General features: G+C 44.7%; 12 protein-coding genes. 3 read left to right on the top strand and 9 right to left on the bottom strand.

Annotated features, from left to right (window positions below):
* Positions 1 to 31: 31 nt before the first annotated feature.
* The 5 genes from ilvA to ilvG form a co-directional block, all read right to left on the bottom strand.
* Positions 32 to 1576, bottom strand: a complete 1545-nt coding sequence (gene ilvA, locus VCA1004_RS11220) for a threonine ammonia-lyase, biosynthetic (protein WP_086981829.1) — start codon at positions 1574 to 1576, stop codon at positions 32 to 34.
* Between the two features lie 6 nt (positions 1577 to 1582).
* On the bottom strand, positions 1583 to 3424 hold the full coding sequence (ilvD, locus tag VCA1004_RS11215; RefSeq protein WP_086981828.1) for a dihydroxy-acid dehydratase: 1842 nt from the start codon (positions 3422 to 3424) through the stop codon (positions 1583 to 1585).
* Between the two features lie 65 nt (positions 3425 to 3489).
* Positions 3490 to 4428, bottom strand: coding sequence for a branched-chain amino acid transaminase (locus VCA1004_RS11210; RefSeq protein ID WP_086981827.1), 939 nt, complete (start codon positions 4426 to 4428; stop codon positions 3490 to 3492).
* A 30-nt stretch (positions 4429 to 4458) separates the two neighbouring features.
* On the bottom strand, positions 4459 to 4713 hold the full coding sequence (gene ilvM, locus VCA1004_RS11205; protein WP_086981826.1) for an acetolactate synthase 2 small subunit: 255 nt from the start codon (positions 4711 to 4713) through the stop codon (positions 4459 to 4461).
* The gene (gene ilvG, locus VCA1004_RS11200; RefSeq protein ID WP_086981825.1) at positions 4713 to 6359 is read right to left on the bottom strand and encodes an acetolactate synthase 2 catalytic subunit; all 1647 of its coding nucleotides are present in this window, start codon (positions 6357 to 6359) and stop codon (positions 4713 to 4715) included. Before ilvG ends, ilvM begins: the two co-directional genes overlap by 1 nt.
* Before the next feature lie 460 nt (positions 6360 to 6819).
* Between ilvG and VCA1004_RS11195 the strand changes: the two genes are divergently transcribed.
* Positions 6820 to 8343 (top strand): YifB family Mg chelatase-like AAA ATPase, encoded by a 1524-nt coding sequence (locus VCA1004_RS11195; RefSeq protein ID WP_086981824.1) that lies wholly within the window; start codon positions 6820 to 6822, stop codon positions 8341 to 8343.
* Between the two features lie 103 nt (positions 8344 to 8446).
* Positions 8447 to 9334, top strand: coding sequence for an acyltransferase (locus tag VCA1004_RS11190; protein WP_086984586.1), 888 nt, complete (start codon positions 8447 to 8449; stop codon positions 9332 to 9334).
* A 240-nt stretch (positions 9335 to 9574) separates the two neighbouring features.
* On the opposite strand, the gene VCA1004_RS11185 is transcribed toward VCA1004_RS11190, so the two are convergent.
* The 4 genes from VCA1004_RS11185 to VCA1004_RS11170 form a co-directional block, all read right to left on the bottom strand.
* Positions 9575 to 10174: a thiol:disulfide interchange protein DsbA/DsbL gene (locus tag VCA1004_RS11185; protein ID WP_086981823.1), complete on the bottom strand. Its 600-nt coding sequence runs from the start codon at positions 10172 to 10174 to the stop codon at positions 9575 to 9577.
* A gap of 66 nt (positions 10175 to 10240) precedes the next feature.
* Positions 10241 to 11242 carry a serine/threonine protein kinase gene (locus VCA1004_RS11180; protein ID WP_408646858.1) on the bottom strand — a complete coding sequence of 334 codons (1002 nt, stop codon included), beginning with the start codon at positions 11240 to 11242 and terminating at the stop codon, positions 10241 to 10243.
* 57 nt (positions 11243 to 11299) lie between these two features.
* The gene (gene ccoG / locus VCA1004_RS11175; protein WP_086981822.1) at positions 11300 to 12682 is read right to left on the bottom strand and encodes a cytochrome c oxidase accessory protein CcoG; all 1383 of its coding nucleotides are present in this window, start codon (positions 12680 to 12682) and stop codon (positions 11300 to 11302) included.
* A 223-nt stretch (positions 12683 to 12905) separates the two neighbouring features.
* The gene (locus VCA1004_RS11170) at positions 12906 to 13172 is read right to left on the bottom strand and encodes a YihD family protein (protein ID WP_086981821.1); all 267 of its coding nucleotides are present in this window, start codon (positions 13170 to 13172) and stop codon (positions 12906 to 12908) included.
* Positions 13173 to 13848: 676 nt separating this feature from the next.
* On the opposite strand from VCA1004_RS11170, the gene VCA1004_RS11165 reads away from it, so the two are divergent.
* Positions 13849 to 14634: a sporulation protein gene (locus VCA1004_RS11165; protein WP_086981820.1), complete on the top strand. Its 786-nt coding sequence runs from the start codon at positions 13849 to 13851 to the stop codon at positions 14632 to 14634.
* Positions 14635 to 14674 lie beyond the last annotated feature (40 nt).

Below are 14674 nucleotides of genomic sequence, written 5' to 3'. Positions count from 1 at the left end.
GACCAGATGAGGTCGCTTTTTATAAGGTTGGTTATTTCGCTAAAAAGAACTTATACGATGGGCTGTCGTTTTCATCTTTGTATTGATAGCCAAGCTCTTTTAGGTGCGCTGAGAAACGCTCTAAATCGGAATCTTCTAGTTCAAAACCACATAATACGCGGCCGTAATCAGCGCCGTGGTTGCGGTAATTAAATAAACTGATATTCCAATGAGTGCCCAGTGTGCTTAGAAAGTTTAATAATGCCCCAGGGGATTCTGGAAATTCAAAACTGTATAAGCGCTCTTGTAAGGCTTTAAGTGGCTTACCTCCCACCATATAGCGTATGTGTAGTTTGGCCATCTCGTCATCGGACAAATCCGCCACTGGATAACCACCTTGACGTAACTCAGCAACAATGCGATCTAACTCTTGTTGGCCTTCTTGCAAACGTACACCCACAAAAATATTGGCTTGGCTGTCATCATTGTAACGATAGTTAAACTCAGTCACCGCACGGCCACCAATTAAGTTACAAAACTCAAAAAATGCGCCTTTGCGTTCTGGAATGGTCACCGCCAATAAGCCTTCGCGTTTTTCACCAAGCTCACAACGCTCCGAGACATAACGCAGGCCATGGAAGTTGGTATTTGCCCCAGACAGTACGGTGCCTAATTGTTTGCCTTTGAGTTGGTTTTGCTCGGCAAATTTCTTAAGTCCGGCTAAGGCTAGTGCACCAGAAGGCTCAGCAATGGCGCGAGTGTCTTCAAAAATATCTTTGACGGCGGCGCAGATTTCATCGCTAGAGACACAAATATGGCCATCAAGATGTTGTTGGCATAAGCGGAAGGTTTCGTTACCAATAATCTTCACCGCGACACCGTCGGCAAACATACTGACGCGATCTAATGGTACTGGCTTACCAGCATCGAGCGCTGCTTTTAAACAGGCTGAATCTTCAGGCTCTACCGCAATCACTTTGATTTCTGGCATCAATTGTTTAATTAATACTGCGACACCCGCCGCTAAACCGCCACCACCTACTGGCACAAAGATATAATCTAAGTGGCCGTTTTGTTGCAGCATTTCCATGCCTATGGTGCCTTGTCCTGCGATCACCAGTGGATGATCAAAAGGCGGCACATAAGAGTAGCCGTGCAATTGGGCTAAACGTTCTGCTTCGGCTTTGGCTTCATCAAAATTACTGCCATGCAATAGTACTTCGCCGCCAAAATTACGCACCGCGGTGACTTTAATGTCTGGCGTGGTTGTTGGCATCACTATGATGGCTTGTAATCCTAATAAGCTGCCAGAAAGTGCAATACCTTGGGCATGGTTACCGGCAGAGGCGGTGATCACGCCTGCTTGTTTTTGTGCATCGGTTAAACTGGCGACCATGTTATAGGCTCCGCGCAGTTTAAAAGAATGCACCGGTTGACGGTCTTCACGCTTTAATTGCACTTTATTGCCTAAACGCTCGGATAAGCGAGTCATGTCTTGCAATGGTGTGACGATCGCCGCTTCATACACTGGCGCACGTAGGATGTGGCGCAGGTATTCTGCACCAGTGTGAGGTAATGAGTGTGTGTCTTCAGGCATAAAGGATTACTCCTCTAGCTTAGATTTATCACGCACCGCACCTTTGTCGGCGCTGGTGGCCAGCATCGCGTACGCTTTCAATGCATAAGAGACTTGACGCTCACGATGAGCTGGTTTCCAGCCTTTTACTTCTTGTTGGGCGCGACGTTCAGCTAGTTCTTGTTCGCTGACTTCAAGCTCAATGGTGCGGCTTGGAATATCAATTGTGATGATATCGCCTTGATTCACCAAACCAATGGTTCCTCCATTCGCCGCTTCAGGAGAGGCGTGGCCAATAGACAAACCTGACGTGCCACCAGAGAAGCGACCATCGGTTAACAGCGCACATTCTTTGCCAAGGCCCATCGATTTTAGATAGGTGGTTGGATAGAGCATTTCTTGCATGCCAGGCCCACCTTTTGGACCTTCGTAGCGGATGACTACCACATCACCGGCTTTGACTTTACCTCCAAGAATGCCTTCGACCGCATCTTCTTGGCTTTCAAATACTACGGCAGGCCCTTGGAATTTGAGAATACTCTCATCCACTCCAGCGGTTTTTACGATACAGCCATCTAGGGCGATATTTCCGCTCAGTACCGCAAGGCCACCGTCTTGGCTGAAGGCATTTTCTTTGGTGCGGATACAGCCGTTTTCACGGTCATCATCTAGAGTGTCCCAACGACAATCTTGTGAGAAAGCCTTAGTGGTACGAATACCTGCAGGGCCGGCACGGAAGAAGGTTTTTACTTCTTCTGATTCGGTTTGCATGATGTCGTATTGTGCTAGTTGCTCTTTTAAGGTTAACCCTAATACGGTTTTGGTTTGATTATTGACTAAGCCTGCGCGATCAAGCTCGCCTAAAATTGCCATTACCCCACCGGCGCGATGAACATCTTCCATGTGGTATTTAGGCGTCGATGGAGCCACTTTACAAATATTAGGAACTTGGCGAGACATGCGGTCGATATCGCTCATGTCAAAATCCACTTCCGCTTCTTGCGCTGCAGCCAATAAGTGCAATACGGTGTTGGTTGATCCACCCATCGCAATATCCAGAGCCATGGCATTTTCAAATGCCGCTTTATTGGCAATATTGCGAGGAAGGGCAGAGGCGTCGTCGTCAAGGTAGTAGCGCTTGGTCAGTTCGACAATGCGTCGACCGGCGTTAAGGAATAGTTGCTCACGATCAGCGTGGGTGGCGAGCATTGAACCATTACCTGGCTGGCTTAAACCCAGCGCTTCGGTTAAGCAGTTCATTGAGTTCGCCGTGAACATGCCAGAGCAGGAACCACAAGTTGGACAGGCTGAGCGTTCTACTTGCTCGCTTTGGGCATCAGATACTTTAGGATCGGCACCTTGGATCATGGCGTCGACTAAATCCAGTTTGATCAGTTGATCCGACAGTTTAGTTTTACCCGCTTCCATTGGACCGCCAGAAACAAAGATTACTGGAATATTGAGGCGCAATGAGGCCATCAACATTCCCGGAGTGATTTTGTCACAGTTAGAAATACACACCATGGCATCGGCGCAGTGGGCATTGACCATGTACTCTACAGAGTCGGCAATCAACTCACGTGAAGGCAGTGAATACAACATGCCACCGTGACCCATGGCGATACCGTCATCCACGGCAATAGTATTGAATTCTTTGGCAATACCGCCAGCTTTTTCAATTTCAGCAGCCACTAATTGGCCCATGTCTTTTAAGTGCACATGGCCCGGTACAAATTGAGTAAATGAGTTCACCACAGCAATGATAGGTTTGCCGAAGTCTTCTTCTTTCACGCCAGTAGCACGCCATAAAGCACGAGCACCAGCCATATTACGACCATGAGTGGTGGTGGCGGAGCGGTAGATAGGCATAATATAAAGTCCTTTTTAAATCTTAATAAATTGATAATACAGAGAAATTGTTCATCTACTGGGCGTTATTTACCTTGTGGGTAGACAGGATCGAGCCATCCCCATTTATCTTCAGTGGTGCCATTAAATAAGCCAAAGAAGGTGGATTGAATCTTCTCAGTGATCGGGCCACGTTTACCTGCGCCGACGGTAATTTGGTCGACACTGCGTACCGGTACAATTTCCGCAGCTGTGCCGGTCATGAAGATCTCATCGGCAAGGTAGAGCGCTTCACGAGCAATATTCGCTTCTTCTACTTGGTAGCCTAACTCTTTGGCGAGAATAACAATCGAATCACGAGTGATCCCCGGTAAGATAGAGCTGGTGGCTGGTGGGGTAACAATTTTGCCATTCTTCACCACAAAGATGTTTTCGCCGGCACCTTCTGAAATGTAGCCATTCACACTCAGGGCAATACCTTCATCGTAACCATGGCGACGAGCTTCACCACCTACTAATAAAGAAGAGAGGTAGTTACCACCAGCTTTAGCGGCAGTTGGAATGGTATTGGGTGCGGCGCGATTCCAGCTTGAAATCATCGCATCAACGCCATTGGCGAGCGCTTCCTCACCAAGGTAAGAGCCCCAAGGGAAAGCCGCAATGATAAGCTCCATTTTACTATCAGTAGGAGGACAAACCCCTAAGCCGACATTGCCGATAAAGCCAAGTGGTCGAATATAGGCGGAATCAAGCTTATTAGTACGTAAGGTTTCACGGCATGCTTCCATCATTTCTTCCACAGAATAAGGGATCGGAAAGCGATAAATTTTGGCGGAGTCTTCAAGGCGCTGCATGTGCTCTTTATGACGAAACACAATTGGGCCATTAGGGGTGTTGTAGCAGCGAATCCCTTCAAATACTGAAGTGCCGTAATGCATGGCGTGGGTTAATACGTGAACATTCGCCTCCGCCCAAGGCACCATTTCTCCATTGAACCAAATAAAATCCGCGGTATTTGTAGCCATAGTATTATTCCTTTAAAAATGCTGTTCTTTTTATTCTGTCAGATGCGTTTGCAGCAGTTGGGTATCGACGGTGCGGATGTCCCACAATTTCTCTATTTGATTGGTCAAAATTGAAATAGGACGACTGCTATCAACGATAATTTCAACACTGGCAATATTGCTTTCGTGGTTTACGGTGGCGATCACTTGTCGAATGGTAAAACCACGATGTCGAATCACACGCAATACGCGCTCGAGTAATACCGGCTTGTCGTCGGCTTTTATATTTAATTGATATCTGTCCATTAGGTATTCTCCAACATATCTTGGTTTGCGGCGCCCGGTGGCACTAATGGCCAAACATTTTCTTCTTCTGAAATTAAAACATGCAATAAATACGGAGTGTTGCTGGCAAGCATTTCTTGGAGCGCAGGTTCGACTTCTTCTTTACGCGTAATGGTTTTGCCTGGAATATCGAATGCTTTGGCGAGCATGATGAAATCAGGGTTATCATCCAAGATGGTTTCGCTGTGGCGACCATCAAAAAATAGCGATTGCCATTGGCGCACCATACCTAAACGTTGGTTATTGAGGAGTACCATTTTGACGGGAATTTGGCGACGCTTTAAGGTGCCCAGTTCTTGAATATTCATCATAAACGAACCGTCTCCGGTGATCAGAATTGATTCATCTTGTGGACGAGCAACTTTTGCACCCATTGCCGCAGGTAGACCAAACCCCATAGTGCCAAGGCCGGCTGAGGTGATGTAGTTTTGTGGATCGCGCGGCTGAATGTGCTGTGCCGCCCACATTTGATGCTGACCCACATCGGTCGAGATTATTGAGCTGTCAGGCATCATATCGCTTAATTGTTTGAGAAGCTTGGGGGCGTAGATTAAATCGCCTGGATGATCATAACGCCATTTGAATTTCTTTCTTAAGCGATCGCAATGTTCGCTCCATTCAGAAATATCATTGCTCACTTCTAATAAAGGCAATAATACGTTGAGATCACCACGAAGCGGAGCATGCGCGTGACGAAGTTTGTTAAATTCGGCTGCATCAATATCCAGATGAATAACTTTTGCATGCGGAGCAAAGGTATCGAGTTTGCCAGTAACTCGGTCATCAAAACGAGCGCCGACCACTATCAATAAGTCACATTCTTGAACTACTAAGTTGGCAGCTTTGGTGCCGTGCATTCCTAACATGCCTAAGTAGTGAGGATAATGACGTTCAATGGTACCTAACCCTTTTAAGGTACTGACGGCAGGGATCGGATTCAGTTTTAAAAATTCGCGTACCGTGTCGGTAGCTTTGGCCAGTTGCACCCCACCGCCGACATACAACACCGGTTTGCGGCTTTTGGCTAACACTTGTTGGGCTTGTTCGATGGCATTGTTGCTGGCAACAGGAAGAGCTGGTGGGGTAAATTCCGGTAAGATTCTGACCGGAGCTTGAGCGAGTTGCACGTCTTTGGCGATATCCACTAAGACTGGGCCAGGGCGACCCGATTTGGCCAGTTCAAAAGCTTCAGACAGGGTAGGCGCCAGTTCATTGACATCGGTGACGAGATAGCTGTGCTTACAACAGGACAACGACATTCCGATGACATCCATTTCTTGAAACGCATCGGTGCCGATGTGAGTACTGGCGACTTGTCCGGTGATGGCAACAATAGGAATGGAATCCATTAATGCATCGGCAAGGCCCGTGACTAAGTTGGTCGCACCGGGGCCAGACGTTGCCATACAAACCGCCACATCTTGAGTGGAGCGAGCCATTCCGATTGCCGCCATTGCTGCGCCTTGTTCGTGGCGACATAAGATATGTTCGACCCCACCATCGTATAGAGCATCGTAGATGGGCATGATGGCTCCGCCCGGATAACCAAAAACGGTTTTGATGCCTTCTTGTTGTAATGCGCTGACTACCAATTCTGCTCCATTCATCGTTGGCTCTCCTGCGCGTGCTGTACGTTATCTTCCTGTCGTCTCTGCATGGGCTATATTCCTTGTCCTGCTTTTTTGGCTCTATCTTATTATTCTGTCATCGCCGTGAGTGTGTATTTGGTTTTAAAGTGTGTCTTTGGTTTTAAAAAAGATAAAAAAAAGCCCCCGACTTAGAGTGCGGGGGCTGAATAGTGTTTGGTGTTACTTATCGCTCACTAATCCCCGCGCGGACCGAATAATGACCACGACTAAGAGAATAATCAGAGAGTGAAGACGAGCGATTGGTTTCATTTCAATTCCGTTTGAAAGCGTAACTAAATCCGTACCGTTAGTGGTATCACAAAAATCGTTCAGATTACAAGCAAAAACTCACACTTTTTTCACCAACAGCAACGCCATAAAGTTTGTATATAAGGACTCAGAGTAATGAAATCCATAACTTGAGTGGAATAGGTGAACAATGGAGTTAGCAATAATACATAGCCGGGCCTGCGTTGGGGTTGAAGCGCCGGAAGTTACGGTCGAAGTGCATATTAGTAATGGGATGCCCGGATTTTCTTTAGTGGGGCTACCTGAAACCACGGTGAAAGAATCAAAAGACCGAGTACGGAGCGCGATTTTAAATTCTAATTTTGAATTTCCATCAAAGCGAATTACGGTCAATTTAGCTCCCGCCGATTTACCCAAAGAAGGTGGCCGATTTGATTTGCCGATTGCTTTAGGCATTTTGGCGGCGTCACAACAAATTGCGCTTAATAAGTTGGACAGTCATGAATTTGTCGGTGAACTGGCATTATCAGGGGAATTGCGTCGAGTCAAAGGGGTACTACCCGCCGCATTAGCTTGCTTGAAAATACCCAGAACCTTAGTGGTGCCCAATGATAATGGTGATCAAGCGGCCTTAGTGGGGCAAGAGTTACATAAATCGGCGGCGACTTTATTAGAGGTATGCGCCGATTTGTGTGGTCAGCAAACCATGGGGTTGTTTACTACCTCGGAGACCGCTGTTGAACCTAGTAATGAGCGCGACCTGCAAGATATTATTGGCCAGCAGCAAGGTAAGCGCGCGCTCGAAATTGCCGCCGCAGGTTCACATAACCTGTTATTTCTTGGACCTCCCGGGACGGGGAAAACCATGTTAGCGTCACGCCTGTGTGATTTGTTGCCTGAGATGGACGATGATGAAGCCTTAGAAAGTGCCTCGGTGGCGTCATTAACCGAGTTAGAAATTAATCACCATAATTGGAAGAATCGACCTTTTCGTGCACCGCATCATTCCAGCTCTATGGCAGCGTTAGTGGGCGGCGGCTCGATCCCAAGGCCGGGTGAAATCTCATTGGCTCATAATGGCTTATTATTTTTAGATGAAATGCCTGAGTTTGATCGTAAGGTGCTCGATTCCTTGCGTGAACCCTTAGAGTCGGGGGAAATTATTATTTCACGGGCGGCGGGTAAAACGCGTTTTCCAGCACGCTTTCAATTGGTCGGGGCGTTAAATCCAAGCCCTACCGGTTATTATGAAGGTTCACAAACCCGAGTCAATCCCCAAACCATTTTACGCTATTTAAGTCGTTTATCAGGGCCATTACTGGATAGGTTTGATATGTCGATAGAAATTCCAGCGCTTCCTAAAGGGACGTTATCGCAAGGAGGAGAGCGGGGTGAATCAACCCAAGTGGTCAAGCAACGGGTTTGGCAAGCAAGGCAAGTGATGCTAGAGCGTAGCGGCAAAGTGAATGCGTTATTAAATAGTCGAGAAATTGAAGTGTTCTGTGCGTTGCAAAAGCCCGATGCGGAATTTTTAGAGCATGCCTTACATCAATTAGGATTATCAGTACGAGCTTATCACCGCATTTTAAAAGTAGCGCGCACGATTGCCGATTTATCTCAAGCGCAAGCCATTGAAAAAGCCCATTTAGCAGAAGCGTTGGGCTATCGCAACATGGATCGTTTGTTAAAGCAGCTGACCGCTCAGGCTGTGTGAGTGCTATGAAGCTGTTGACTAAATAGACTCAACAAACAGACATAACAGTATATAATGTTGTGTTTTTTATGAGTTTATTAATAGTGAGGCTGATGTGACGGTGATGGTTTTTATTGCTAGCAGCTTGCTTGTTATTGTGAATACGGCGGTAATTTCGGTTGGGATCTGCCTGATAGCGATCATTAAATGGTTAATCCCCATCGCTGGTTTGCAGCAGCGCATGACCGCGTTAGCTAATGGGCTGATGTGGTTATGGTCAACTGTTAATCATGGCATTCTCAATACCATTAATCCGGTGCAATGGCATATTGAAGGTGGAGAGCAACTGACCAAGCAAGGCTGGTATTTGGTGATGTCGAATCATCAAAGCTGGGCAGATATCGTGGTACTTTGTAGCGTATTGCGTAACCGTATTCCAATGCCTAAATTCTTTTTAAAGCATGAATTATTGTACGTTCCTTTTCTTGGCATGGGATGTTGGGCACTCGATATGCCTTTTATGCGTCGTTATAGTAAAGATTATTTGGCGAAACATCCGCAGAAAAAAGGCCAAGACTTACGTACCACTCGCCGCTCGTGTGAAAAGTTTCAACATAGCGCTACCACGATCGTGAATTTCGTGGAAGGCACTCGCCACCGTTATGATAAAGCCCAAACAAGGCATTCACCTTATCAGCATTTATTATCACCCAAAGCGGGCGGTATGGCTTATACCTTAGCTGCCATGGGGGAGCAATTTGAATACGTGGTCGATATTACTTTGGCTTATCCTGATAATAGGGAAACACCATTTCGCGATATGTTAAGTGGTAAGTTAAAGAAAGTGGTGGTGAATATTGAAGTCATACCTATGACAGATGTCCCCCAAGGAGATTACTTCAACCAAGCGACTTTTAAGCGTCAATTTCAAGCGTGGCTGAGTGGGCGTTGGCAAAGCAAAGATACTTATTTAGAGGCGCTTTATCAGCAACACCATTCATCAGATATTTAACCTCAGCTGTCGATTTGTGATGTTGCCTTATTATTCATCGCAAATTGCAGCATTGAGAGAAAGTCATCAACCTTAGGTACTTGATGGATATTTTTATTAGCTTTATATCAGAAGGTGAGAATTGTTATTGTGACACTCTTATCTGCGGTTGAGGTTAATTAGTGCGGTTGTATTCATTTCAGTCTTATAAAAATGGGAAGCGTTGCGGCTTCCCATTGATGATGAGTTTTTGATCCGAGATTATTTCTTCAATAAGAAATCAATTAAGTCAAAGTACTCATTAATATCTTTAATCTTGCTGGCATCAACAATGTATTTGTTGTTCACAATCACAGTCGGTACGCCTGATAATCCGGAATCTTGGAAGGATTTATCAAAACGACGCACCATAGAGTCAACCGCAAAACTGTTGTAAGTGCCATCAAAGTCTTCAGCCGAAACGCCGTTATCTAAGAATATTTGACGTAATTCAGCTTCATTTTTAGGTGGGTTACGTTGATCGTGAATGCGTGAAAACATCACCGGAACCAATTTATCATCAACTCCAAGAGAGACCATAGTGGCGTAAGCTTTGCTCATTGGTTTACCCATGTTGCCGCCCATGAAAGACACAGAGACTTTTTCAAAATCGGCTTTGCCATTCAGGTGTTGTTTTAGCGCACCGATCATAGGTTCAAAAGCGTGACAATGAGGGCAGTAAAAAGAGAAAAACTCGGTCACGGTTGGCGTGGTTGATTTGGTTAGGTCGATGGTTTTGTAGTAATCGCCTTCCGGAAAACGTTCCGCTTGAGCCGCAAAGCTTAATAACAGCGCAGCAAAAAGGGTAAAGATTTTTTTCATTATAGAATTAACTCCATTTCATTGACGGCGTTTGGCCGCATTGTCGTTGATTATCTCGTACTCTCATTACCATTGAGGAGTAAGGGATAACGCAGGTTGTTGTAAGGCAAAGATTTGCTCTTTAAAGGCTAATACTTGATTTTCCCAGTATTTTGCATCGTTAAACCATGGGAATGCAATTGGAAAAGCCGGATCGTGCCAACGTTTTGCTAGCCAAGCCATGTAGTGCACCATTCTAAGACCGCGTAAAGGCTCGATCAGTTTCAACTGTTGAGGGTCAAAAGTCGCAAATTCGGAATAAGCTTCCAAAATCACTTCTAATTGCAAGCGTTGCTCAGCTTGATCGCCACTGAGTAACATCCATAAATCTTGAATAGCAGGCCCATTACGCGCATCGTCTAAATCGACAAACATGGGGCCATCGCGCCAAAGAATATTACCGGGATGACAGTCGCCATGTAAGCGAATTTGGGATGGAGCGTTGACCCAATGTTGCTCTAGTTGACCAATCAAGCTATCAAGATCACTAAAGAAACTGTTTTCTAAATGACTTGGAATAAAGGACGATTGTTGCAGTAATTGTCGGGGTTGATACAGGTATTCTTCGAGCCCAATAGTGGGACGATGGATGAAAGGCTTGGCTTGGCCCACTTGGTGAATGCGCCCCATAAAGCGGCCAACCCATTCCACTTGATCCAAATTATCCACTTCAAATTGGCGGCCACCGACACTCGCAAAGAGGGCAAAGTAATAACCTTGGTATTGATGCAATGTCATCCCATTGATAAGGCAAGGTGGCGCGACTGGAATATCTTGCTCTAATAGCGCTAAAGTAAACTGATGTTCTTCTAAAATTTGTTCCTGAGTCCAACGCTGAGGGCGATAAAATTTCACTACATAACGTTTTTTCTCTTCATCAACAAATTGATAAACACGGTTTTCATAACTGTTGAGTGCCAGTAACCCGGATTCAGCTCGAATACCGATACTCTCTAAGGCATACCACATAAAATCGGGTGTTAAAGCGTCAAAATGAAAAGCCGTCATCGGAGCATCATGTGTTGTCATATAATAAAAAAGGCCAATTGCTCAGCCTTTCCTTATTCAAATAGATAGAGTGTCGAATTAGAGTTTCTTAATAAAACGACTTTCAACATGCAGGGTAAACCCATTGTTATCGCTGAGTATAAACTCAAACTTGACGATCGGCGAGGTTAACTCATCAGGGTTAACAGCCAAACTTAGTGGTTGGCTGATGAGTTGCCCTGCCGGCACGCTAATGGTTTGACTGCCATACCATTTGACCTCATTTAAGCCATTCACATCAATGTGATATTGCTGAGTTTGTTGAGTTTTATTAAGAACCTTCAAGGTGTAAGTATTTTCAATCCAGCCATGGTTATCGACGCGATACATTTGAGTGCGATCGCGCAATACACTGAGGTTAACAGGATCGGTGGCCACAACTTGAGTAATAAACAGGCCTAGGATCAAGACAAGAGCCACGCCATAGCCTAATAATTTAGGGCGCATGACTTTGGTATGATGACCCGCTAATTTATGTTCGGTGGTGTAGCTAATTAAGCCGCGTGCGTAGCCCATTTTATCCATGGTTTCATCACAAGCGTCAATACAAGCCCCGCAGTTAATGCATTCATATTGTAGGCCATTACGGATATCAATCCCGGTAGGGCAAACTTGTACGCATAAGTTACAGTCGATGCAATCACCAAGATGAGCGGGTTTTTCGCTTTTACGTGAGCGAGGGCCACGCTGTTCACCGCGTTTGGCATCGTAGCCGACAATGTAAGTATCTTTATCGAACATCGCTGATTGAAAGCGGGCATACGGGCACATGTGTAAACACATAATAGAGCGCATCCAACCGGCATTACCGTAAGTACAAGCAGCAAAAAACCACACCCAGAAAGCGGGCCAAAAACTGAGTTCAAAGGTGACAAATTGCGGTAACAGCTCGCGCACTGGAATGAAATAACTAATAAAGACTAAACCGGTAAAAATCGAAATAATCCACCAGGCTGCATGTTTGAGCGTCTTTCTGATGATAAGAGCGTTAGTATATTTAGAGTTATCTTGCTTGCGACGCTTATTGGCTGGGCCTTCTAGCTTTTCTTCAAACCAAATAAATAAAAAGGTCCAAACCGTTTGAGGGCATAAATAGCCACACCATACTCGGCCTAAAAATGTGGTTAAAAAGAAGAGGCCAAAAGCGGCAATCACAAAAATTAATGCCAATAAGGTGAGGTCTTGTGGAAAGAAACTGGCGCCAAAAAAGAAAAATTGTTGCTTGGCAAGATCAAATAGAATGGCTTGGCGTCCTTGATAAGTAAACCAAGGCAGTGCAATAAACAATAAAATTAAAAACCAGCCACCATAACGGCGCAGCATTTGAAAAGCGCCTTGGCTCTTTCTGACGTAAATTTTGCCATTAGCATCCCGATTAGTTTTGGGATCGATGACTTTAACCTCGATTCGTTCATTGCTCATGTCACTTCCTTATGTAAAAGGTATCTCTAGGAGATGGTATGTTCTTTTTATTATGAGAAATCCATGTGCCACAGTATATCGAGAATAAAAAAATGAAGCCGCTATGTGCTTCAAGGTTTGTCATTTTAATGTTGAATATTGGTTAAAATAAAGCCAAGCTACCTCACTAATTTGCAGGAAATTAAGTAGGTGGCTTGGCTGTTATTTATTGATAATAAGAAGCTTATTCAATAATTCCGCGTGCACGCAGTAAGGCGGTTTTGAAGTCATCTTCTTTATCTTTAGCCAGACCTGGGATCATGTCGTCTTTAGCACTGTTACGCATTTTGAGGTGATAAATTAAAATATCATCAGTGAGCTCTTCTAATTTACCTTGGTAACCGGCTTCTTGGCTTAATTTAACGAGAAATTCGAGTAGATTTAAATCGGGATCTTTTTGCCACTCAGGATGGAGTAATTCAATGAGTTCATTAACGCGATGGCATTTCATTTTTTCACCATAAATATAGTAATACGAATCGTGCTCATTATTTGATCATTCTTGTTGGTTAAAAGGCTTGATAACGGTGTTTAACTTTTCGTTTATAAAAGAAGTTAATTGTAGAATAACGACTTATTGAAATTTTAGCTTTGCACTCAAGTCTTTTCCTAGGCAATTTCTGACCATCTAATGAGTGTGATCGGTATAAGGGTAATTGTCTTCAAGCTACGTTAACAAATTATAAAAAAAAGCGCAGCATCTAAATGACGCTACGCTCTTATATACGTTTGTTTGAGCCGATTATTTTTGCTCATTTTCAGCGACAGGAACCTTCGCCGGTTTTGCTACAGGTACAGCAACAAAGTTGGGGCGACGACGAGAAGCGGATCCACGACAAAAAGAAGCTCTAACAGGAACGGGACGCATAGAATTGATTGCCTATAAAAACGCACATCCTTGGCAATTGTTACCTGATCCAACCATTATTTATTTAGATTGTTTGTCCTAATAATGACCAGTAATCGAACATTTTTTCGACTGTGTAATAGTATAGTCATAATGATTTGTTAATGCGATAACCTTTTTATCTCTAAGCGAATAAATTGAGCTAACGCTAAAAATTTAACGGAAGCTAAAATTTAATTAAAGCTAGAAAGCTAGAAAGCTAGAAAAGCGAGGAATATGTATGTCGTTTTTTAAGAAAACCTTAGCCAGTTTTGGCGTGGGCTCGGCTCGAGTGGATGCTGTGTTAAAACAAGATGTGGTGTATCCCGGTCAGACGGTTGCCGTGGATATTCATACTTATGGCGGGGCGACCACGCAGTCCATCGATAATATTTATCTCAAGTTATGTTGTCGCTATCGTGCTGAAAGAATCAACCAAGATGGGCGAAAGGTGGAGGGAAGTAAGGTGGCTCAAACGTATGTTCTGGATAAGTGGTCCTTACCGCATGCGTTTGAAATCGAACCTCATCAAGACAAAGTGTTTTCTGCCGAGCTGCAAGTGCCGTGGAATACACCGATTACCTTGGGGGATTCTAAGGTGTGGTTAGAGACACAATTAGACATAGCGCAAGCCTTGGATCCGAAAGATACGGATTTGTTAACGGTACGTCCTCATCCCTTAGAAGATGGTATTTTTTCTGCTTTGGAAGCGGCAGGATTACGCATCCGTCAAGTGGAATGCGAAGCCGTTGATGGGTTTGAACTGCCTTTTGTGCAAGAGTTTGAGTTTGTTCCTGTGCATGGTGAATATCATGGGCGTTGGCGCGAGCTTGAAATAGTGACCTACCGTACTGAGCATGCACTTAAGATTTGGTTTGAAGTGGATCGCCATAAAAAGGGTATGGGAGGCATGCTGTCTAGTTTTATTGGCAGCAATAAGTTGAAGCGAGAATTGATTTTGCAGCACGACGAAACCCCCGCACAAGCTGGCCGCAAAGTGTTAGCATTTTTGCAGGAAAGCACCTAAATAAACACTTTTTGGGCTTACAACTGTAAGCTCAATGTGA

This window comes from Vibrio aphrogenes, from assembly GCF_002157735.2.
In the GTDB taxonomy this organism is placed as follows: domain Bacteria; phylum Pseudomonadota; class Gammaproteobacteria; order Enterobacterales; family Vibrionaceae; genus Vibrio; species Vibrio aphrogenes.
The sequence above is the reverse complement of the archived record's forward strand: the minus strand, read 5'-3'. Positions and strand labels throughout refer to the sequence as shown.

Excerpts from the sequence above, each read along its gene's own strand:
- ilvD (WP_086981828.1), bottom strand. The coding sequence starts at position 3,424 with ATGCCTATCTACCGCTCCGCCACCACCACTCATGGTCGTAATATGGCT.
- VCA1004_RS11195 (WP_086981824.1), top strand. The coding sequence starts at position 6,820 with ATGGAGTTAGCAATAATACATAGCCGGGCCTGCGTTGGGGTTGAAGCG.
- ilvG (WP_086981825.1), bottom strand. The coding sequence starts at position 6,359 with ATGAATGGAGCAGAATTGGTAGTCAGCGCATTACAACAAGAAGGCATC.
- VCA1004_RS11190 (WP_086984586.1), top strand. The coding sequence starts at position 8,447 with ATGGTTTTTATTGCTAGCAGCTTGCTTGTTATTGTGAATACGGCGGTA.
- ilvA (WP_086981829.1), bottom strand. The coding sequence starts at position 1,576 with ATGCCTGAAGACACACACTCATTACCTCACACTGGTGCAGAATACCTG.
- ccoG (WP_086981822.1), bottom strand. The coding sequence starts at position 12,682 with ATGAGCAATGAACGAATCGAGGTTAAAGTCATCGATCCCAAAACTAAT.
- ilvM (WP_086981826.1), bottom strand. The coding sequence starts at position 4,713 with ATGGACAGATATCAATTAAATATAAAAGCCGACGACAAGCCGGTATTA.
- VCA1004_RS11170 (WP_086981821.1), bottom strand. The coding sequence starts at position 13,172 with ATGAAATGCCATCGCGTTAATGAACTCATTGAATTACTCCATCCTGAG.
- VCA1004_RS11180 (WP_408646858.1), bottom strand. The coding sequence starts at position 11,242 with ATGACAACACATGATGCTCCGATGACGGCTTTTCATTTTGACGCTTTA.
- VCA1004_RS11165 (WP_086981820.1), top strand. The coding sequence starts at position 13,849 with ATGTCGTTTTTTAAGAAAACCTTAGCCAGTTTTGGCGTGGGCTCGGCT.
- VCA1004_RS11210 (WP_086981827.1), bottom strand. The coding sequence starts at position 4,428 with ATGGCTACAAATACCGCGGATTTTATTTGGTTCAATGGAGAAATGGTG.
- VCA1004_RS11185 (WP_086981823.1), bottom strand. The coding sequence starts at position 10,174 with ATGAAAAAAATCTTTACCCTTTTTGCTGCGCTGTTATTAAGCTTTGCG.